This window comes from Pedobacter roseus, from assembly GCF_014395225.1.
Classification (GTDB): Bacteria; Bacteroidota; Bacteroidia; order Sphingobacteriales; family Sphingobacteriaceae; genus Pedobacter; species Pedobacter roseus.
The window spans coordinates 1,751,122-1,773,817 of the sequence record NZ_CP060723.1 but is presented as its reverse complement, the minus strand read 5'-3'; the positions used below and the strand labels follow the sequence as shown (position 1 = coordinate 1,773,817).

Genomic DNA, 22,696 nt, shown 5'->3' with positions numbered 1-22,696 from the left:
AACCTCTGTTTTCCGTCCTACCGACGTTGTTTTGAGGTCTGCAAATATAGTAAAACAAGTTATTCTGCAAAAAAAAATTATGATAATTGTTGATAATCTATGCGAACATGATAGATACTCATCAGCATCGTCTTGAATATCAATTTGATAGTTTCAATATCTTTTAGCGTTAAATCGCAATCATCAAGCTGATTTTGTTCCAATTTGTAGTTAATTATGCGTTCAACCAGGTCATTTATGTTCTGCGCATCGGGATTTTTCAGACTTCTTGAGGCAGCTTCGACCGAATCTGCCAACATTAACACACCAGTTTCTTTGCTAAAAGGGATCGGTCCCGGGTAGCGGAAAATGTTTTCATCGACGAATTTTTCAGGAGAATTTTTCAAAAACGACTGATAAAAATAATCAACCCTTGTATTTCCATGGTGTGTTCTGATAAAATCGATAATCGCTTCCGGAATCTGGTTTTTTCTTAAAATCTCAATTCCTTTATGCACATGCTGAATAATAATCTGCGCACTTTGCTCATAAGGCAATTTATCATGCGGACTTACAGCAGTATTCTGGTTCTCTATAAAATACTGCGGATTATCAACCTTCCCGATATCATGATATAATGCCCCTGCCCTTACCAGTACCGAATTACCGCCTATTTTAAAAATGGCAGCCTCGGCAAGGTTTGCTACCTGTAGCGAGTGCTGAAACGTTCCGGGCGCTTTAAAAGCAAGCTCCCTTAACAGTTTATTATTGGTATTGGTGAGCTCAATCAGTGCCACATCTGAAGTAATGCCAAAAATACGTTCGAACAGGTAAATTAAAGGGTAAGCCAGAAGCGACAATAAAACGCTAAAAACAAAAGGAATAAAATTAATCCATTCTATTTCTCGGAAAGATCCTTCACGCAATAAAGCGATCCCCACAAAAGAAACAAAGTAGGCCAATAATATAAATAAGGCCGAAACCAGAAATCTTTCGCGCTTAACAAAGTTTTTAATGCTGAATATCGCCACCATACCCGCGGTAACCTGGTAAAACACAAACTCGAAACTGTTGGCCACAAAAAAACCGGCAATCAAAATTACCAGCATGTGCAGGTAAAGCGCCAAACGGGTATCGAATAAAATCCTGATGATGATCGGCACCACACAAAACGGTATGTAATACAAACTCGGGATCTCCATTTTAATGGCCCAGGTTAGGGCCAGCAACATCCCTGTGGTTACAATCAGTATTAAAGAAAGCTGACGGTTATCGGCGAAAATATCCTTCCGGAAAAGAAAAAGGAACGACATTAATATGGTAAGAATAAAACCCACCAGCACCACCTGACCAAGGTAAACCAGCGCCCTGCTGCCTATGGTTTTCGTCTGCGCATCATAAGTAGCCTTGTACGATTCCAGTTTCTGGTAAATTTCTTCATCAATCACATCGTTTTTAGCTACAATTAACTCCCCCTTTTGCACCATCCCTTTAGTGGTAGAAATATTATTGATGGTATTATCCTGTATGGTCTGCGTTAAACGCTCGTCGAATACAATATTTGGTGTAATATGATCAATAGCCAAATTGGCTATCAAATCGCCCATTACCGGGTTGGGTGCCTTAAAATTACCTTTAAAAAAGTTCAACGCCGTTTCTGCCGTAAATACATCCAGTGTATTTTTTACCTGCGATACGTTATTTTCCAGTAAAGAGAAATCGTAATTTTTACCGCCTGCCTGATGTTTCACATTTAAGCCGATAATTCCTTTTTGATAAATACCCTGAAGTAAACGGTAGGCAGCCGCCTTATACACTTCTTTTTCTTTTTCATCCAATTGCTTCGATTTCCACTTGATGTCGAATTCGTTGGCAAATTCATCTAAAGCGGTGGCCGTAATCCCCTTGTCGTACTGGTAAACCGGTAAAATATCTTTTAGCGCATTTTTTTTATCGGCACTTACCTGAGGGTTCGTTTTTAAAATGGCAAAACTGAAGGGAGAAATCAGATCCTTGTTTTTCCAAACGGCATTTTTTTCAAATTCGTACCTAAATCTCGGTTGTTTCGGAAGGAATAGCGTAATAATGAAAACGGTAAATATCATCATCACATATTTCAGGTTTGATGAATATTTCCGGTAAAGGATTTTGTGGGAATTTCTCTTGATTTTGGCCAAAACGATCTAATTATTGTATTGTCAAAAATAACATTTTTATCTAATATACATTTTAGGGATTTTGTTTGCAATTACCAGATTTTATATTTTACTTTATGATATCAAATTAATATCAATTATGTATCAGGAAAAAATCATCAGCCCACCATCTGGGTATTTAACATTCGCAATAAGCATCGCTTTATTAGTGGCTTCAATTTTCTGTTTTATTTCAGAGATCTTTTTATGGGGAGGAATTTTATTGGCTGTGGATATATTTTTAATCTTCCCGGGCTTTTTAATCATCAATCCCAATCAATCAATGGTATTAACCTTATTTGGAAAATACCTGGGCACGGTAAAAGCCGATGGATTTTTCTGGGTGAATCCCTTAACCGCTAAAAGAAGGTTATCGCTAAAAGCAAACAACTTAAACGGTCAGCAGTTAAAAGTGAACGATAAACTGGGTAACCCGATCGAAATTGCTGCCGTTGTGGTATGGAAAGTAAACGAAACGGCCAAAGCTGTTTTTTCGGTCGAAAATTACATGCAGTATGTAAATATTCAAAGTGAAGCCGCGGTAAGGCACCTGGCCAATATTTTCCCTTACGATCATGCTGAAGGTGAAGAAACCAGCATTACTTTAAAGGACGGGGCCGAAAAAGTGAGCGAGTTATTGGAAAACGAACTGAACGAACGTTTATCAAGAGCAGGGATTGAAGTTTTAGAAGCCAGGATTTCGCATTTGGCTTATGCGCCCGAAATTGCCAGCGCCATGCTACAGCGCCAGCAGGCCACAGCCGTAATTGCAGCCCGTAAATTAATTGTAGAAGGTGCCGTAGGCATGGTGGAAATGGCTTTAGAGAAATTATCGCAAAAGGGAATTGTTGAGCTGGATGAAGAACGCAAAGCCGCCATGGTCAGTAATTTATTGGTGGTACTTTGTGGCGACCGCCATGTACAACCAGTGGTAAATACGGGTACCTTATATAATTAAAATATGGAGTTTGAGGAGAAACATGGCTTAAAGATATGGTGGTTATACCTCGTAACCGGGGTAAGCATATTCCCTGCATTAGCTATACTGATCTTCGATAAAGGCGGACCAAGTTTAGCAGAATTGCAAAAAATGTACTTTGCACCTTTATTGGCTGTATTTCCTCCTTTTTTAATCATTTTTATAGTACAGCAGAATAAGCTAACACTAAAAATAAATGCCGAAGGCTTATCCTACCGGTATTTTCCTTTCCATTTTAAGCCAAGCCATTTGAGATGGATAAGTATTGAAAAAGCCTACATCCGCAAATATGATGCATTTTCGGAATACGGAGGTTACGGCGTTAAAACACGGCTTTGGTTTAAATTTAAAGATAAGGCTTACATTTTAAACGATAAAAACCGGGGATTACAACTGGAGTTTAAAAATGGCAAAAAACTTCTGTTCAGTTCAAATAAAATAGAAGACCTGGAAATGTTCCTCATTAATTTAAAAACGAGGTATAATATACAAGCAATACAATAAGAATGGCGGAGAAAGATAAAAAAGCTTTTGTATTAAGAATTAGTCCTGCTTTATTAAAAGAAGTAGAAACCTGGGCTGCAGATGAGTTTCGGAGCACCAACGGGCAGATCGAATTTTTGCTTACCCAGGCGTTGAAATCGAGGAAGAAGGGTAAAACGAAGGAAGAATAAAACTGCAAATTGTGAATTGCAAACTGAAAATAATATGGGCGTTCCCCAAGGGGCGGGCTTTGCAAGGCTGCGCTGCGCTCCGGTACCGATAAAGACCTGTGAAACAAGCAAGCATACCATAATTAAATAAAAAACAGATGCTTAATCGGTACTGAACCCTTACAATCCCTAACGCAAAACCCATAGCATTAAATTAAACCTCGCAGGTTTTAAAAACCTGCGAGGTTTAATCGCCACCAAAAACCCTTGCCATTGTTAAATAAACCTGATAGAACGGATGCCGGTTTTTTCTATCGGCAAGAGAGATAGCAGGGCTAACCCTCTGCCATTAACACCGAACCACTCATTTTCAAAAAAAATATCGACCACCTAAGCAACCTTAGTACATTTATGTTGTTATGCACAGCTAAAAACTATTCAAAACTTATGATAATCAAACGTGCTAAAATCCATTTCTATACGTTATTTTTAAACTTCGCAGGTTTTGGAACGGCAGATCGTCAATAAGACTGATGAAGACTTTGTTTAATATTTAAAATGCATAACTTAGCGGCCTAACCAAAAATTCATAAAAATTTTGCAAATGAAAGAAGTTGTTATTGTATCAGCTGTAAGAACCCCTATTGGAAGTTTCGGAGGCTCATTAGCCCAATTTTCTGCTACCCAACTTGGCGGCTTCGCTATTAAAGCGGCAATTGAAAAAGCCGGATTAAAACCCGAACAGATCCAGGAAGTATATATGGGCAATGTGTTATCGGCCAATTTAGGTCAGGCACCTGCAACCCAAGCTGCAAAATATGCCGGCTTACCAGATTTACCTGCAACCACCATTAATAAAGTATGTGCATCGGGCACAAAAGCCATTATGCTTGCCGCACAAAGTATTGCCAACGGCGATAATGATATTATTGTGGCCGGAGGTATGGAAAGCATGAGCAATGTGCCTTATTACCTTGATAAAGCAAGAAATGGCTACCGTTTAGGTCATGGACAAATTACCGACGGACTTGTAAAAGATGGTCTTTGGGATGTATATAACGATTACCACATGGGTTCTGCCGCCGAACTTTGCGCTACCGAATGTAATATTAGCCGCGAGGCACAGGATAATTTCGCCATCGAATCTTATAAAAGAGCGCAGGCTGCACAAACATCGGGCAAATTTGCCAGCGAAATTATAGCGGTAGAAGTGAAAGACCGTAAAGGTGAAATTACATTAGTTGATACCGACGATGAACCAACCGCAGTTAAATTTGATAAAATCCCATCATTAAAACCCGTTTTCAAAAAAGATGGAACGGTAACGGCGGCAAATGCTTCTACCTTAAATGATGGTGCAGCAGCTTTGGTTTTAATGAGTGCCGATAAAGCAAAAGAACTGGGTTTAACACCACTGGCTAAAATTTTAGGCTATGCTGATGCGCAACAAGCACCTGAATGGTTTACCACAGCACCTTCTAAAGCCATTCCATTGGCTTTACATAAAGCTAATATCGATATTAAGGATGTTGATTTTTTCGAAATCAACGAAGCATTCTCTGTAGTTTCATTAGCGAACAACCAATTATTAAATTTAAACGATCATCAGGTAAATGTAAATGGTGGTGCAGTTTCTTTAGGTCACCCGCTGGGTGCATCAGGAGCAAGGATTGTAGTTACCCTCCTTTCGGTACTGGCACAAAATGATGGAAAAATCGGTGTTGCGGGCATCTGCAACGGCGGTGGCGGTGCGAGTGCATTGGTGATCGAAAAATTATAATCGTAGGGTTTTACTTATATTTTGGCATTTGATCAGGAAATGAAATACATCAAATTCTATACTCTTTTAATGCTGGGCCTGTTAGGCACTAATTTAAAAGCACAGCAAAGCACCAATAAATTAGGCGTTTTTCAGGATTCGCTCATCAAAATATCGGTAAACGCTGTTGCGTCGCAAAGCGATGCGCAGAAAATGGAATTAAATGGCAGATTTGTAAAAACCCTGGTTGAAGCGCTGAAAACACCAAATTCTTTTTCATTTGCCTTCGATTCGCTTAAAAATGTATCGGTAATTAAATCGCCAGATCAGGCATTCAGGATTTTAAGCTGGTACATGCCGCTAGAAAATGGCACTTACCGTTATTATGGCGCCATACAGATAAATACCAAAAGCGGGCCCTTAAAGCTGTTTCCGCTGATAGACCAGACCGAAAATATAGCCGATCCCAATATCATTACCAACAACCAGAAATGGTTTGGCGCGAGGTATTATGAAATCGTTCCGGTAACGAGCGGGAACCGCCTGCCCTATTATGTACTTTTAGGCTGGAAAGGCAATACACAGGCAACCACTAAAAAGGTGATCGAAATCCTTTCGTTTGATAAAGAAAACCTCGTTTTTGGCGCGCCTGTTTTCGACGGAAAAGAGTTGAAAGGAAAGAACAGGATGATATTTGAATATGCCAAATCGAATGCCATGACTTTAAAAAGCGATCAGAAAGCGGGTATGATTGTATTTGATCACCTGGCATCATTTGATCCGGAAATAAAAGACAGGTTTGAATATTATGGCTCGGACGGTACTTTTGACGGATTTAAAATCATTGGCGGAAAATTGAAACTTCAGGAAGAGGTAACACTCAATAACGATCCGAACGCGAGCGATGAGCTTTATGCCGATCCAAAGAAAAATGTAAAACCTATCAGAAAGTTCTGATTTTAATAGACCTTAACAAATCATTTACCTGCCAGATGGCCTAAAAATTTGCCAGAATGGCCTTCACTCGCTATATTGCGCCTTAAAAAATTTTCTTAAATGCCCACAACAAACCAAACCAAACACCCAAAAGGCTTAAAATTCCTTTTTTTATCAGAAATGTGGGAACGTTTTGGTTACTATTTAATGATCGGCATATTTACGCTCTATTTAAAAGATGTAAAAGCCGGTTTTGCGATGACGGAGGCCGAATCGGCCGATTTATACGGAACTTTTATTGCTTTGGTATTTTTAACCCCCTTTTTAGGTGGCTTATTGGCAGATAGATACCTCGGCTATGCCAAATCGATCATTATTGGCGGTTTGATGATGGGTTTAGGCTATTGTTTAATGGGGGTGCACAGCTTACCGATGCTTTATCTGGCTATGACCCTTGTTATTTTAGGAAATGGCTTCTTTAAACCCAATATTTCTACCTTATTAGGCAATATTTACTCAACCCCTGAATATGTTGCCAAAAAAGACGACGGTTATAATATTTTTTACATGGGTATTAACGTAGGTGCGTTTATCTGCAACTTTTTTGGTGCTGCATTATATATTATGCTCGGTTGGGAATATGCGTTTTTTGCCGCTGGTGTAGGCATGTTTATTGGCGTGGCGGTATTTATTAGCGGACTTAAACATTACCGGGCTTTCGATATTAAAAAAGGCATGGTTGATGGTGATATGTCTTTCCTTAAAATCAGTCTACTCATCCTCCTGCCGTCCATCATCGCAGGGATTATTGGTTGGGTTTTGCCAACCAGATTAATCGGTCACCCTTTAGTGGGTTCTACCAGCACCGATGCTTTTATATTTGCCTGTTTTCCGGTTATCTATTTTTACAGCACTTTATTTTTTAAAGCCAGCAAAGAAGAAAAACGACCTATTGCAGCCTTATTGACCATCTTTGTGGTCGTAATATTATTCTGGGCCGTATTTAAACAAAACGGGACCGCTTTAACCACCTGGGCCGACCGTTATACCGACCGGAGCCTCACCAATACCACCGCAAAAAATACCTTCTCAAACTTAAGTCTATCACAAAATTTAATCTACAAAAAAGACAGCGTGGCACTTTACGATCATGCTTTCCGTTTACAAAAAGTGGATGGTGTGGTGCAAAAAGAATACAATTACCCTGTTTATTTTAAAAATGTACCCACTGCCGAACTGCCTGCCGAAGGTGGCGATGTAGAATTATGGGCTACAAATCTGAGTCAGTCCATTAATCCGGCATGGGTAATCCTCTTAACGCCGTTGGTGGTTGCATTTTTTACCTGGCTACGCAGCAGAGGAAAAGAGCCAAGTACCGCCAGTAAAATTATATTCGGCATCTTCATATCCGCTATTTCGGTACTGGTGATGATTACTGCCGTTTACATCGGCAAAAATGGATCAGAAAAAGTTTCGGTGCTCTGGTTGATGGGTACTTATGGCATCATCACCATTGGCGAACTGTTTTTAAGTCCGATGGGCTTATCGCTTGTATCAAAATTAAGTCCCGTACGCATCACCTCATTAATGATGGGTGGTTGGTTTGTTTCTACCTCCATCGGCAATAAACTATCGGGTGTACTGGCTACCCTGTGGGATACTTACGAAGACAAATCTAATTTCTTTTGGGTAAACTTTTCTCTTTTAATGGCTTCGGCAATCATCGGCCTGGTGTTATTAAAATGGTTAAACAACATCATGAAAGAATACGGCATAAAATAAATTTTATCTCATTCAACAAACAAACTAAAACACTGAATATGACATCAATACCAAATCAATCTAAAGGCCACCCGAAAGGATTATACGTGCTTTTTGCCACAGAGATGTGGGAGCGTTTTAATTACTACGGCATGCGGGCGATCCTTGTCTTGTTTATGACAAAGGCCTTGTTATTCGATAAAGCTTTCGCCTCTAACCTGTATGGCAGTTATACTGGCTTGGTTTACCTAACACCTTTAATTGGCGGCTACATTGCCGACCGTTACTGGGGAAATAAAAAATCGATTATCACAGGTGGTTTAATGATGGCACTTGGTGAGTTTATCCTCTTTTTCTGTGCATCATTGTTCCATAGCAACCCATCCTTATCTACTTTCCTGTTTTTTACAGGATTAGGCTTTATGATTGCAGGAAATGGTTTTTTCAAACCGAACATTTCTTCTCTTGTTGGCCAATTATACCCAAAAGGTGATAAAAGAAGCGATGCAGCTTATACCATTTTTTATATGGGTATAAACGTTGGTGGCGCACTAGGGCCAATTGTATGCGGCTTTTTAGGCGAAACAGGTAATGTGATGGATTACAAATGGGCCTTTTTTGCAGGCGGTGTAGCCATGCTTTTAGGTGTTTTGGTGCAGATCCTCTTCCAGAAAAAATATGTGGTAGCCCCTGATGGTAAAGAGTTAGGCGTTGTTCCGGCGGGAACACCTAAAGCAGCTTTAAATCCTTTGGTTATCGGTTTTGGTCTTGCAGCTTTCTCTGCATTGATGATCGGTTTATTTTATATCGATGCAAAAGTATTCAGCTTTTTAACCTATTTATTGGTGGCATCAGTATTATTTATCGCATTTATTATTTTCTCTGATAAATCTTTGAATAAGATTGAAAAACAGCGTATCCGTGTAATTTTTATTGTTGCCTTTTTCGTAATCTTTTTTTGGAGTGCATTTGAACAGGCGGGTGCTTCGTTAACCTTTTTTGCCGCAGAGCAAACACAAAGGGATTTAGGCTTTTTAACGGTTCCGGCAAGTATTTTTGCGTCGTTAAACTCTATATTCGTGGTCGCATTTGCACCTATTTTTGCCTGGCTGTGGATTAAATTGGGTAAAAACGAACCTGCATCGCCAACTAAAATGGCATTGGGTTTATTCTTACTCGCGCTGGGTTATTTATGGATTGCTTTTGGGGTGAAAGATGTTTCATCGTCAACCAAAGTAAGTATGATGTGGTTAATCGGTATGTATGCCCTTCACACTTGCGGCGAGCTTTGCCTGTCTCCTATTGGTTTATCGCTGGTAAACAAACTGGCTCCGTTAAAATTCGGTTCATTATTAATGGCAGTTTGGTTTTTAGCCAATGCTGCTGCCAACAAATTTGCCGGAATTTTAAGCAGTTTATATCCTCCGGGAACTGCAGAAATTAAACAGGCTGCTGATGCAGGTATTAATCTTCAACCCATCTTATCAAAAACAGTTGTGCCAAGCGCTCAGGAACTGGCCAAATTAAAAGATTTAAAAATTCCATTTGAATATCAATCTATATTAGGCTTCCAGATTAATTCGTTATACGAGTTTTTCATGATGTTTGTAGTAATGGCCGGAATCGCATCGCTTATCTTATTTGCGATTACTAAAAAACTGCAAAAAATGATGCACCAGGATATTTTAGATTAATTTAAAACATAATAATACAGAAAGCCCGGCTCCGATCGGGCTTTTAATTTTTAAACCAATTTCAATGGAAAAAACAGTTTCAATAGAAGAGATTCAGAATTTTGAAGGAAAATACCCTAAACAGCTCTGGCATCTGTCGTTGGTAGAAATGTGGGAACGTTTCTGTTTTTATGGCATGCGCGGTGTACTGGCGTTTTTTATGGTAGAACAGCTGGGTTTAAGCGATCAGAAATCCAACCTGCAATATGGTGCAATACAAGCTTTTGTGTACGCATTTACCTTTATTGGTGGTATTTTTGCCGATAAGATTCTTGGGTTTAGGAAATCGCTGTTTTGGGGTGGTTCGTTGATGATTATCGGTAACCTGGTTTTGGCATTTTCTCCTCACGATCTCTTTTATATAGGTATAACCTTATCCATTATTGGAACTGGCTTTTTCAAACCAAACGTATCTTCAATGGTGGGCGAACTGTACCATGAAAAAGATAACAGAAGAGATGCAGGCTACGGACTCTTTTATGCCGGCATTAATGTAGGAGGTTTATTGGGCGGTGCAATGTGTATTTATTTAGGTAAGTATTATAACTGGCATTTATGTTTCTTATCTGCCGCCCTGGTAATGATGTTTGGGTTAGGCACCTTCATTTTTACTAAAAAACATTTAGGCCCCATCGGAAATTCGCCCTTATTGCACCTTAAAAAATCAAAACAACAGCTATCAGAAATAGCCGTTTATGCAGGATCTATAGTCTGTATCCCATTGATTTATATCATGGTGAAAAACACGGCCTTTACCGATTATTTCATGTATACCATCGGTATTATTGCACTGGTTTATTTCCTTTACGAAACGTTTAGTATAAAAGATAAAACAGCACAATATAAATTGCTGGCGGCCTTTGTATTTATCTTTTGTTATTTCATATTTATGGCTATATCCGAGCAAAGCGGTGGTTCATTGTCGCTGTTTGCAAAAGATAACCTCGATCACAAAATCCTGTTCCTCAATATGGATCCCAACGTGGTTAATAATAGCGCGAATTCTTTTTTTGTGATTGTGTTTAGTCCCATTGTAGGTATTTTATGGTTAGGCCTTTACAAACGTAAAATTGAACCGAATACCGTAGTAAAATTTGGAATCGGTTTCCTTTTACTGGCTTTAAGTTTTTATGTTTTTTATGCCACCAGGTTTTTTGCCAATGCGCAGGGCATTAGTTCGCTAAATGTATTTACGTTTGCCTATTTGTTGTTAACGCTTGGCGAGCTTTGCTTAGGTCCGATAGGGATGTCGATTATTACGAAACTATCGCCAAAGAAAATGTTCGGGATGATGATGGGACTTTGGTTTTTATCAAGTGCTTTCGGGCAGCTGGCTGCAGGGAAGCTTGGGGCAGAAATGTCGAGCATAGATCATGCCTCTTTAACCACCAAATTAATGGCCTATACCGAAGGTTATAAAGCCCTGGCCTTATACTCTTTAATTGCAGGTTTGGCATTGATTATTTTTTCGCAATTGGTAAGGCGCCTGATGCAGGAAGTGAGGTAAGAAAAAGATTCGTCATTTCGACCGCAGTGGAGAAATCTAAAAGGATCAATCTCTATCTTTTAATAGCAAAAATTTTTAATCAGTAGGATTTGAAAACGAGAGGACAGTAATTCCTGGAGGCTTACTGTCCCGCTCTTCGCTCCAATTCCTCGCCCTCATGCTTCGGCCTGCGGGCTTTTCACTACGATCGGGTTTAGGTACAATGGTTCTGTGCTTTAGAATCTAATTCTGCGCAGATTTTAATAAATTCGTCATTTCGACCGCAGTGGAGAAATCTAAAAGATATATCTATGTATTCCATTAGCGAGAAATTCATAATCATTAGGATTTGAAAACGAAAGGACAATAGTTCTTGGCATCTTTAGTACCGCCATTCGCTATAGTTCAGATGAAAAACCGGAAGCTACCGCTGCTGTCGGGTTTAGAAACAATGGTTCTGTATTTTGAAATTCACTTCTGCGGTGATCTGTGAAATCAGCGGGAACAATTAAATTTAGAATCCATCGAAAATAAATCCTAAACTAAGTTTATCAAGACGAATCGTTTGGAATTAATGAAAATTCATGATGATTTCATATTAAATCTTTACTTTCGCCTTTTGAAAGCAAATTGCAACTTATAAATACAAAAGCAGCAGCTTACCTTATTTAAAAAACCACAACAAACGTGTCAGATAGTTTAGTCATCATTCCAACCTACAACGAGAAGGAAAATATCGAAAAGATCATTAGAAAGGTTTTTTCTTTAACCCAGCCTTTTCATGTTTTAATTATTGATGATGGTTCTCCGGACGGAACTGCCGAAATTGTAAAATCGTTACAGGCTGAATACGACGGACATTTATTTATCGAAGAACGTGCTGGTAAACAGGGTTTGGGCACGGCATATATTTATGGTTTCAATTGGGCATTACAAAAGAAATATGCTTACATTTTTGAAATGGATGCCGATTTCTCCCACAATCCTGATGATTTGGCACGCTTACGCGAAGCTTGTGTAAATGGTGCAGATGTGGCCATCGGCTCACGCTATGTTAAAGGTGTAAATGTGGTAAACTGGCCAATGGGCAGGGTTTTAATGTCGTACTTTGCATCTATGTATGTCCGCCTTATTACCCGGATAAACATTCAGGATGCTACTGCTGGTTTTAAATGTTACCGTAGAATTGTCTTAGAAACCATTCCGCTCAACAAAATCAAGTTTGTAGGTTATGCTTTCCAGATCGAAATGAAGTTCACTGCCATTAAATTTGGTTTTAAAGTAGTCGAAGTTCCAATCATCTTCACTGATCGTACGGAAGGCACTTCCAAAATGAGCACGCGTATTTTCAGGGAAGCCTTTTTAGGTGTTATTCAAATGAAAGTTTCGAGTTGGTTCAGGAATTATAAAAGAGAGTCGGGAGTCGGAAGTCCGAAGTCGGAAATCTAAGGTACATAGCTCAAAGTATTCAGTTAATGAGTTATGGCCTATTGGTCATAGTTAATGACTGATATCCTTTTCGCTAAGTCTGTTACTATAAAATTGATCTTTAACCCATATCATTCCAGTTCAAGACTAAGGACTACAGACTCAGGACTCAAGACTTTCCCTGCGATTCCCTCATCATTGTCCCGAAATCCTGTCCTTTATCCATTGCTTTAATCGTCATTACAATTCTTTTGGTTCGGGTGGGTTCTGTTTTCGCCTGGTTAATCCAGTTGATATAGTAGTTTTGATGCGATTTAGGTTGTTTTAAGAAATTCCGTATGAGGTGCTCTTCTTCGGAAAGGCAGATTTCAAGATCCTCGGGCATTTCTATTTTAAAATTTTTATCCTCTTCCAAATATAGCTCTACAGTTGCTCCGGCTTTTTTTTTTAGTTTTTTACGGAGTTCACCTTTTAAGGCAATTATAAAATCGCCTTCGCCCATAGGCATGGTTGCCAATCCGCTTACTTCTAGCTGATCTATTTTTCCTTTTACCCTGAAACTCTTTTTGCAGCCGGGCTTCATTTCACTGGCTAAAGCAGCAGGGATAAATACATAACTCCAGCCGGTTTTTTCGCCCATGGTTTCGAAACGTTCTATTTCCGCTTTAAAGTGGATCATGGTTTAAATATAAAAATTATGTTTTAACTGGTAAACGATAAAATCGTTAAACTATTGATGCTTCTACTAGAGCAGCCGTCATCTCGACTGAAACAATGCGAAATGGAGAGATCTGTAAATAGAAAGAATTATCAGTACGCCCGTCATTCCCGCGCAGGCGGGAATCTTAAAGCGAACGTTTGCATCTACCGTTTTAAGATTGCTTCGTCGGCTGAAAAAGCCTCCTCGCAATGACGATGAAAAGATTAAATCGCCACCGGGTTCATCCGGATATCCAACTTGGCAAACTTTAATACCTCAATGCTCTGGAAGCCAAAATCTTCTACTACTTTCCCTAAAATGAGGTAACAGCCTTTTCCTTTAAAAGGATACATTGGTGTGGTGTTGGGAAAATGGGTGGTATCAAAGAAATCACCGTTGGCATCTAAGAAGGTACCGAACCACATTTTGGTATTTTTAATGGTATGTACCGTTTTTTCGCACACATAATTGCCCACCATCCTCACCGTTTTGCCTAAATGTTTGTGCAAATCGGCGGTCATTACATCGCCACGGTAAGGTGTTTTTAAAAAATTGAACATTTTGTAATTAAGCGGATAACCTAATAATTCCAGTTCGGTATAAGCGTTTTCCAATTCAGAATCCATCAATGCAGGCAGCTGATAAGTTTTGTAGCTTATCTTGAAAAGCTCCGCATGGTTTACCTTTTTCTGTTTAAAGCCAAGGTAATTGTGCACATCCCAAAGCAGGGTTTTACGGTCTTTTCCGGCAAAGCGCAATGCACCCAAGCGGATTAAAATAATGGCCTGTTCGAGAGAAATGCAGCTCCTTTTCACAAAATCTTCAAGATCGAGGTACTGGCCATTCGCTTTACGTTCCTGCGGGATAGTCCTGATATTTTTTTCTTCCAATCCCTGAATGCCGATAAAGCCCAGGTAGGCATCTTCACCTGTTATGGTTACCACCTCATCGCTTTGGTTAACACAGGGTAAATGTACCCTCGCCCCTGTTTTTTGCAATTCGTGTACATAAACCCATCTGCTATAAAAACCCCCATAATTATTGAGCACAGCGACCATAAACTCCATTGGGTAATATGTTTTGAGATACAAACTTTGGTAACTTTCTACGGCAAAAGAAGCTGAATGCGCTTTTGAAAAACTATAACCCGCAAAAGATGAAATCTGTCGCCACACTTCATTAATGAGTTCTTCTGAATGACCTTCTTTTCTGGCCGAAAACTTAAACTTATTTATCAGCTCATCAAAAGCGAGTTTAGAACGGTATTTACCGCTCATGGCCTTACGGAGAATATCGGCATCAGCCAGATCCAGACCTGCAAAATAATGGCAAACTTTAATCACATCTTCCTGATAAACCATTACGCCATAGGTTTCGCTAAGCCGTTCTTTCATCACCTCACAGAGGTACACCACTTTTTCGGGCGCATGATAGCGTTCGATATAGGATTTCATCATGCCGGAACTGGCCACACCGGGGCGGATAATGGAACTGGCGGCCACAAGCGTGAGGTAATTGTCGCATTTCAGCTTTTTTAGCAATTGCCGCATAGCCGGCGATTCGATATAAAAACATCCAATGGGCTGTCCCTGTTTAAGGATGTCATTTAGCTTATGGTCTTTTTTAAAAGCTGGAAAATCATGAATATCAATATCCTTTCCTTTATTTTTTTTGATTAATTGCACTGCCTCCCTAATGTGCCCAATGCCCCGCTGACTTAAAATATCGAATTTTTCGTAACCTATGGCTTCGGCTTCGTACATGTCCCATTGCACCGTTGGAAAACCTTTTGGCGGCATATCCAATGCGGTATAATAAGTAATTGGTTCCTGGGAGATTAAAATCCCACCGGCATGGATAGAGCGCTGGTTGGGCATACTCTTCATGTAACGGTGCACAGCCAATAATTTCTGATAAGTGGCATTAAGCAGGTTTTCGCGTTCTTTGGTAGGATCGGTAAAACTGTCTATTTCTTCTTTGGGCAAACCCATTACCTTACCGATTTCCCTGATGATGGCACGATCTTTAAAAGTACTCATGGTACCCAAAAAAGCAACATGCCATTTAGGATAACGTTCAAAAATATAACGCTGAATCACTTCTCTTTCATCCCAAGAAAAATCGATGTCAAAATCTGGCGGACTGGTTCTTTTTTCGTGCAGAAAACGTTCGAAATAGAGGTCGAGATCGATCGGATCTACATCAGTAATGCGTAAACAATAAGCCACAATGCTGTTGGCGCCCGAACCACGGCCCACGTGATAAAAACCCCGCTCGTACATCGCATAACGTACAATATCGTAGGTAATGAGGAAATAGGCACAGAAATTTTTAAGTTCAATAATCCGCAGTTCTTTTTCCAAACGTTTAATGGCTATGGCATTGTTCTCACCATAACGGCACTTCAGTCCTTTTTCGGCCAGTTCGCGGAGCATTTTTTTATCGCCCTCAAAATCCTCGGTATAAAAAAACTTATTTTTTGAAGAAGGTGTGGCCGTATCTTCGAAATAAACGCTTAAATCGCAGCTATTAATTAGTTTTTGCGTGTTCTGAACAATGAAGGGATACTGCTCAAATTGCTGTGTAAGTTCGGCTTCGGGGATTAGAAATTCATCCGGATCGCATTTTTGTTCTTCAGGTACTTTACTTAAAAGGGTATTGAATTCTATGGCCCTAAAATATTCGTGCAGCCGGTAAGTAATTTTGTCGGCCACTGTAACGGGATGCCACACCAGCAGTTTTTCTTTTCGGGCCAAAAGCGGATGTTTATACAAAAGATTCAGCTGTTTTCCACGGATGCCTACATATTCGTTTGCTTTTAACGTTTGATTAAAAGTTTTATGAAAGGGATAAATGATGTACACATTTTCCATTTGGGGCGGAACTTCTGGCAATGGAATGTTGTAAATATTATGGTGACTCAAAAACTCATTCAGCTCACGCATGCCTTCTTTATTTCTGGCAATCCCCACATACAACAACTTATTATCGATGCGAAATTCGATCCCGGCAACAGGTTTAATCTGGTAAGGAATATTGCCCCTGTGTATTTCGTCGGCTTCTTTGGCAATGCCCTGTTTGTAACACTCGCGAATAAACTCTACTGCCCCGGTTGAGTTGTTGATATCGGTAAGCACCATTTGGTGGATCCCTAAATGCCGCGCAGTAGCAATCAGTTGATCAATGCTCTGTGTACCATATTTCAGGCTATAAGAAGAATGAACATTCAAAAACATAACTATTCGTAAGATTTGCTGCCTGTTATTCCTTTTTCACTCATAAAACTTCTGATTTTAGAACGTTTTCTTACTTCCGGCTCTTCTTCTTCGGTATTTTCGATCAATGTTTTCTTTTTGCGTGGATTATACTTGATTATTTTACCCTTTTCATCGCGGGGTGGCTGGGTAACAATACAGGCTTTAACCACGGCTTCGGCACCATAGTTATTGCGAACTTTATCCATGGCCTGGTAAAGGCTATATTCTTCTTCGGCAATATTATAAAGACCAATCTGTTCGTAACCACTTACCAGGTGCGAAAGTTTTACGCCTACAAGGCGCAGTAACATCCGCTTTGAATATACTTTATCGAACAGGCTATGTGCTTTGCTGATCAAAAAGGAATCGAGTGAGGTATAAGGGATCCGCTCCTGCTGGGTAACGGTTTCGAAATTGGTATAACGTACGGTTACGGTGATGCAGGCAGTCAGTTTTTTCTGGTTGCGGAGCTGAAAAGTTAAACCGGTAACCATACCCGTGATGATGGCTTTCAGTTTACTCATATCCATGGTATCACTTTCAAAAGTGGCCTGTGTACCGATCGATTTTCTTTCGCGGTAAGGTACTACGGGCGCCAGGTCGATTCCGTTTGCTTTTTGCCATAGGCTCAACCCATGCTGTCCCAGAATTTTAAACATGAGCTGTTGAGGAATCTGTGTGAGGGTAAGGATTTCGCGGACGCCCATTTCGCTCAGTTTTTTATAGGTAGCATGGCCGATACCCGGAATTTTATGAATGGCAAGCGGATCGAGAAAGGGCCGTAACTCTGGATAGGTAACCTGTAATTCGCCTCCTGGTTTGGATTCGTTGGTGGCAATTTTGGCTACGGTTTTATTAATGGACAGGCCAAAGGAAATGGGTAACTGCATTTCTTTGATAATAGTTTGCCGCAATTCTGAGGCGAATTTCATACAGCCAAAAAAGCGGTCCATACCGGTCATATCGATATAATGTTCATCGATACTGGCTTTCTCGAACAAGGGGACTTTATCGGCGATGATTTCGGTAATCTCATGCGATGCTTTGGAATATTCTTCCATATCGCCCTTCAAAAATATAGCCTGCGGACAGAGCAGTTTTGCGGTACGTCCGGGCATGGCGGAGTGAATGCCATATTTACGGGCTTCGTAACTGCAGGAAGCTACCACGCCCCGATCGCCTCCACCACCGATGATCACGGGTTTACCTGTTAACTTTGGATTTTTTCTAATTTCTACCGACACAAAAAATGCATCTTGATCCATGTGAATAATCTGCCTTTCCTTTTCCATTTCTGTACAATTGGGATGATTGAAAACAAAAATACTAATATTTTTAGTTTTAAGATGTAAATAAAGATAGCTTTTCTTAACAAGATACTAACAATTTTAGTTTTTAATTCGCTATATGATTAAGTGAAAACCTCATTTCTGACCATTAAGAAGTTAAGAACATTAATCAGAGCCGTCTTTCCCACGCAGGCGGGAATCTTAATGAAAAATACGGGATAGCTAAAGCATTAAGATTTCCAATCGGGTTGGGAATGACGAAACGCAGTGGTGCGTGAGGACACGAACCACGGAAAGATAGTTTAACCATATAAGGCATTTAAGGACATGTAAGTTATTTTATCTACTGAATTATTATTCCATTATCCACTTTACATTTCACATCATTTCTGACCATTAAGAAGTTAAGAACATTAAGTAGAATCGTCTTTCCCGCGCAGGCGGGAATCTTAATGAAAAATACGGGATAGCTAAAGCATTAAGATTCCCAATCGGGTTGGGAATGACGGATCGTGGTGGTGCGTGGGGACACGAACCACGGAGGCTAAGCTTAGACTGACAAATCATGCTCACAACTCTGTTTTCTCTGTGATTTTTCTTTGTGACCTCTGTGGTTAAACCGTTTGCAGTATGGAAGGGCAATCATAGAAAGTAAGATATTCCGTGTTTCTGTGCATCCGTGGCAAAGAATAGGGATCGGCGGGCTAACTCCCCTGGAGTAGAGGCGTTAAAAGTAACGCGGTGGTGCGTGGGGACATGAATCACGGAATTATAGTTATTGAACAGAGTTTTCGACTACCCTCAGACTGACAAATCACGCCGTCAACTCTGTTTTCTCTATGATTTTTCTTTGTGACCTCTGTGGTTAAACCTTTTGCAGTATGGAAGGGCAATCATGGAAAGTAAGATATTCCGTGTTTCTGTGCATTCGTGGCAAAAGAATAGGGATCGGCGGGCTAACTCCACTGGAGTAGAGGCGTTAAAAGTAACGCGGTGGTGCGTGGTGACACGAACCACGGAATTGGCTAAGCTCAGACTGATAAATCATGCCCTCAACTCTGTTTTCTCTGTGATTTTTCTTTGTGACCTCTGTGGTTAAACCTTTTGCAGTATGGAAGGGCAATCATAGAAAGTAAGATATTCCGTGTTTCTGTGCATCCGTGGCAAAAGAATAGGGATCGGCGGGCTAACGCCCCTGGAGTAGAGGCGTTAAAAGTAACGCGGTGGTGCGTGGGGCACGAACCACGGAATTGGCTAAGCTCAGACTGACAAATCACAGCACTCAACTCTGTTTTCTCTGTGATTTTTCTTTGTGACCTCTGTGGTTAAACCTTTTGCAGTATGGAAGGGCAATCATAGAAAGTGAGATATTCCGTGTTTCTGTGCATCCGTGGCAAAAGAATAGGGATCCGGCGGGCTAATTCCCCTGGAGTGGAAGTCTTGAAAATAAAGTGGTGCGAGAGGACACCAACCACGTATGAAACAAAAAATGCCCCAATTTTCATCGGAGGCATGTACTAAAAAATTGAATATATTGTTTCCTTATCTGTGTTTATTGCTTTACGATTTTAAACTCGGTACGTCTGTTCAACTGGTGTTCTGTTTCGGTACAATCTACCCCATTGGCACATTTGTTTAACAATTGGGTTTCGCCGTAACCTTTAGCGGCAATACGGTTTTTATCGATTCCCCTGGAGATGATGTACTGTACAGCAGATTCGGCTCTTTTTTGAGACAGGTTTAAGTTGTAATTATCTTTACCCCTGCTATCAGTATGTGAACCTAATTCGATCCAGATGGTTGGATTATCTTTCATGATTTTAACCAGTTTATCCAGTTCAACCGCAGCATCCGGGCGGATATTCCACTTATCGAAATCGTAGTAGATGTTTTCCAGCCTGATTGCTTTATCAATCACCACACCTTCCAGATACAGGTTTTGGGTAAGTACGCTTGAAGTGGTTAAACCAATGGTTGCCAGGTTTTCTACGTCAGACCGATAGTCTGTTTTTTCTGCTGAAACATTATATTCGGTTTCTTTGGCCAAATTAAATTTATAACCACCGTTATCGTCGGTTTCAGTTTTTAAGATCGATCCGTTTACCTTTGCTAAGGTTACCAGTGCACCTGCAATTGGCTGATTGCTGTTTTTATCAAAAACACGACCTTCTAATTTAAAGGCCAGAATCATTTTCTGATCGATGGTGTAAATATCATCGCTACCTAAACCACCATCACGGTTAGAAGAAAGATAAACGATACCACCTTTTTCGTTCAGGCTAAAACCGAAATCATCCTGTGGAGAGTTAAAAGGATAACCCATATTTTCGACCCTACCAATGCCACCACCTTCTCTCAGGGCCTGATAAACATCTAAACCACCCATACCAACCCTGCCATCGCTGGAGAAATAGAAGTTGTCTTTTTCATCAAAAACCGGACTGCGGTCGTTGCCTTCGGTATTTACCTCTTTCAGGTTAATCGGTTTGCCCCATTCGCCTGCATCAGTTTTTAAACACACATAAATATCGGTACCGCCTAATCCGCCGGGCATGTTCGAAGCGAAGTAAAGGCTGTTTCCATCTTTGGTAATAAAAGGATCACCAACAGAATAATCGTTTACATTATTATAAGCGAATGAAACCGGCTCGCTCCATTTACCATCAGCATCTTTGGTGCTGCTGTAAATTTCTACGTTTACAGTACTGGGTTTATTTTTTACTTTTTCGAGTTCGTTAGAGATGCGTGTTAAGGTAAAATACATGGTTTTTCCATCACCTGTAAAACTTGCCGAGCCTACATGGTATCTTGTCCCGGCTTTAATTGGAAATAACTGAAGGCTATCTTTTGGTGAAGCTTTGAAATACAGTTTCAAATATCCGTTACCTGTCCAGCCATAAACTTGTTTATCAGGTTCTTTCGATCCGTCGAAGCGTAGGAAAGGTCTGCTTTCTTCTGATTCCAGTCCTTTAGCCGATCTATCGGAAGTAAATACTACCCCACCCTGGTAATTAACTGCCCCCCAATCAGACTGGGCACTGTTTAAGGCAACCTGATTGATCAGCTCGATTTTCTTTGGATTTTTTATCCATTTTAGGGCCGAATCGCAGGAAGCAATCCAAACGGCCTGTTGTTTTTCGGATACGTTTTTCTTTTTATCGATGTAATTTAAATACTGAAGTTTGGCTTCGCTGTATTTAGAATTGCTCTGCAGGGCTTTGGCATAACCCAAAATGTTTTCGGGTTTGCTATCGGGCATTTTAGAGGTAATGCCATACCAGCTTTCAGCCTGTTTATAATCATAAACCAGCGCATAAGCACTGGCTAAACGTTCTGCTACGTGTAAGGATTTTTTCTTTTTATAGGCCTGTTCGTATAAATCAATCGCCTTGCTATAATTAAACAGTTCGTACTGTTTATCGGCATCTTTCAAAACATATTGTGCTTTTGCTGAAAAATTGAAAGCGAGTAAACAATATGCAGAAAGGCAGGTACCTATTAAAATTTTCTTCATTATGTTGTTTGGATAATTTAGTCAAAAATACTGAAATACTTGGTTAAAAAACCCTCGGGGTTGCTAACCTGATGTTTGGTTTTATGAATGAATAAGATAGCGAGATCTCATGCGTTCCGCCGCTGTAACCCTGCAAAGGACCAACGGAAAAATCATAACCATAACCAATCCTGATTTTCTCTGAGGGAAAAATCTGAATGGCGGCAACGGCAGAGTTGCGGGGTGTAAGGTCTTTTTGAAGATAACTTTTATCATACAGTTTTACGCCTGTACGGTACGAGCCACCTACCCATAAAAAATCTTTGATCAATAAAAAGGCATTTACATCTAAACTGGTCGGGCCGCCACGATCATCTTTTAACAGGAACGACGGTTTGATCTGAAAATCTTCAGATAGCGGGAATAAAGCCCCCGCAGTTAAATAATAATGTGGTTTTGGCTGTGGGATAAAAGCATATCGGTCGATATTAATATAAGTGGCAATCAGGTTGTCAACCGAGAAACCCGCATAATATTTATCATTGGCGAAATACACCCCTGCCCTGGCATCGGGTACGATTGTACTCTGTACACCTACGGGCTGGTTAGGTTCCGGATTGTTCGGGTTGAGCATTGATCCATCGATACCCAGTTGCACCATCCCTATCCCTAAACCTAAAGCTAACCTCGAACTGCCATCGTCGTTCATCCTGATTCGGTAAGCATAGTTACCATAAATACTCAGGTTGGTTTGTGCACCCAGTTTATCGCTGGCCACCTGCAGCGCAAGGCCTACATTACCGCTGTTGGCAATGGCATCTACCGCCAGCGACATGCTTCTTGGCGCGCCGGTAATGCCCGTCCACTGGCTACGGTAAAAACTGTGTACATTAAGCACTTCTTTATAACCCGCATAGGCCGGATTGATGTAAATTCCGTTAAACATGTACTGACTGTACTGGGCGTCTTGCTGTGCAGATGCGGGTCGCGAAAGCAACAAAAACGAACCTGCTATTAACCATATTAATTTCTTCATTATCTTAATATC

The 22,696-nt window shown here is 40.4% G+C and carries 15 protein-coding genes; 9 read left to right on the top strand and 6 right to left on the bottom strand.

Annotated features, from left to right (window positions below; genetic code table 11):
• Nucleotides 1-77 precede the first annotated feature (77 nt).
• Nucleotides 78-2,084 (bottom strand): HD family phosphohydrolase, encoded by a 2,007-nt coding sequence (locus H9L23_RS07515; protein ID WP_187595430.1) that lies wholly within the window; start codon nucleotides 2,082-2,084, stop codon nucleotides 78-80.
• Between the two features lie 190 nt (nucleotides 2,085-2,274).
• Between H9L23_RS07515 and H9L23_RS07510 the strand changes: the two genes are divergently transcribed.
• The 9 genes from H9L23_RS07510 (at nucleotide 2,275) to H9L23_RS07470 (ending at nucleotide 12,930) form a co-directional block, all read left to right on the top strand.
• Complete coding sequence (locus H9L23_RS07510) at nucleotides 2,275-3,132, top strand: SPFH domain-containing protein (RefSeq protein WP_187594379.1); 858 nt, start codon at nucleotides 2,275-2,277, stop codon at nucleotides 3,130-3,132.
• 3 nt (nucleotides 3,133-3,135) lie between these two features.
• Nucleotides 3,136-3,657, top strand: coding sequence for a hypothetical protein (locus H9L23_RS07505; protein WP_187594378.1), 522 nt, complete (start codon nucleotides 3,136-3,138; stop codon nucleotides 3,655-3,657).
• Nucleotides 3,658-3,659: 2 nt separating this feature from the next.
• The gene (locus tag H9L23_RS07500; protein WP_083505516.1) at nucleotides 3,660-3,827 is read left to right on the top strand and encodes an Arc family DNA binding domain-containing protein; all 168 of its coding nucleotides are present in this window, start codon (nucleotides 3,660-3,662) and stop codon (nucleotides 3,825-3,827) included.
• Nucleotides 3,828-4,410: 583 nt separating this feature from the next.
• Nucleotides 4,411-5,586 (top strand): acetyl-CoA C-acyltransferase, encoded by a 1,176-nt coding sequence (locus H9L23_RS07495; RefSeq protein WP_187594377.1) that lies wholly within the window; start codon nucleotides 4,411-4,413, stop codon nucleotides 5,584-5,586.
• 39 nt (nucleotides 5,587-5,625) lie between these two features.
• Nucleotides 5,626-6,522 (top strand): hypothetical protein, encoded by an 897-nt coding sequence (locus tag H9L23_RS07490; RefSeq protein ID WP_187594376.1) that lies wholly within the window; start codon nucleotides 5,626-5,628, stop codon nucleotides 6,520-6,522.
• 99 nt (nucleotides 6,523-6,621) lie between these two features.
• Entirely contained in the window at nucleotides 6,622-8,283 is a 1,662-nt protein-coding gene (locus H9L23_RS07485; RefSeq protein WP_187594375.1) for a peptide MFS transporter, read from the top strand.
• 38 nt (nucleotides 8,284-8,321) lie between these two features.
• Nucleotides 8,322-9,956 (top strand): peptide MFS transporter, encoded by a 1,635-nt coding sequence (locus tag H9L23_RS07480; RefSeq protein ID WP_187594374.1) that lies wholly within the window; start codon nucleotides 8,322-8,324, stop codon nucleotides 9,954-9,956.
• A gap of 64 nt (nucleotides 9,957-10,020) precedes the next feature.
• Nucleotides 10,021-11,502: a peptide MFS transporter gene (locus H9L23_RS07475; protein WP_187594373.1), complete on the top strand. Its 1,482-nt coding sequence runs from the start codon at nucleotides 10,021-10,023 to the stop codon at nucleotides 11,500-11,502.
• 666 nt (nucleotides 11,503-12,168) lie between these two features.
• Entirely contained in the window at nucleotides 12,169-12,930 is a 762-nt protein-coding gene (locus H9L23_RS07470) for a polyprenol monophosphomannose synthase (protein ID WP_187594372.1), read from the top strand.
• Nucleotides 12,931-13,078: 148 nt separating this feature from the next.
• Here H9L23_RS07470 and H9L23_RS07465 read toward each other — a convergent pair whose 3' ends face one another.
• The 5 genes from H9L23_RS07465 to H9L23_RS07445 form a co-directional block, all read right to left on the bottom strand.
• The gene (locus H9L23_RS07465) at nucleotides 13,079-13,588 is read right to left on the bottom strand and encodes a YdeI/OmpD-associated family protein (protein WP_187594371.1); all 510 of its coding nucleotides are present in this window, start codon (nucleotides 13,586-13,588) and stop codon (nucleotides 13,079-13,081) included.
• 245 nt (nucleotides 13,589-13,833) lie between these two features.
• Nucleotides 13,834-16,845, bottom strand: coding sequence for a DNA polymerase III subunit alpha (locus tag H9L23_RS07460; protein ID WP_187594370.1), 3,012 nt, complete (start codon nucleotides 16,843-16,845; stop codon nucleotides 13,834-13,836).
• A gap of 2 nt (nucleotides 16,846-16,847) precedes the next feature.
• Nucleotides 16,848-18,158, bottom strand: a complete 1,311-nt coding sequence (gene dinB, locus H9L23_RS07455; RefSeq protein ID WP_187594369.1) for a DNA polymerase IV — start codon at nucleotides 18,156-18,158, stop codon at nucleotides 16,848-16,850.
• Between the two features lie 1,549 nt (nucleotides 18,159-19,707).
• Nucleotides 19,708-21,669, bottom strand: coding sequence for an OmpA family protein (locus H9L23_RS07450; RefSeq protein ID WP_187594368.1), 1,962 nt, complete (start codon nucleotides 21,667-21,669; stop codon nucleotides 19,708-19,710).
• A gap of 43 nt (nucleotides 21,670-21,712) precedes the next feature.
• Complete coding sequence (locus tag H9L23_RS07445; RefSeq protein WP_187594367.1) at nucleotides 21,713-22,684, bottom strand: PorP/SprF family type IX secretion system membrane protein; 972 nt, start codon at nucleotides 22,682-22,684, stop codon at nucleotides 21,713-21,715.
• Between the last annotated feature and the right edge of the window lie 12 nt (nucleotides 22,685-22,696).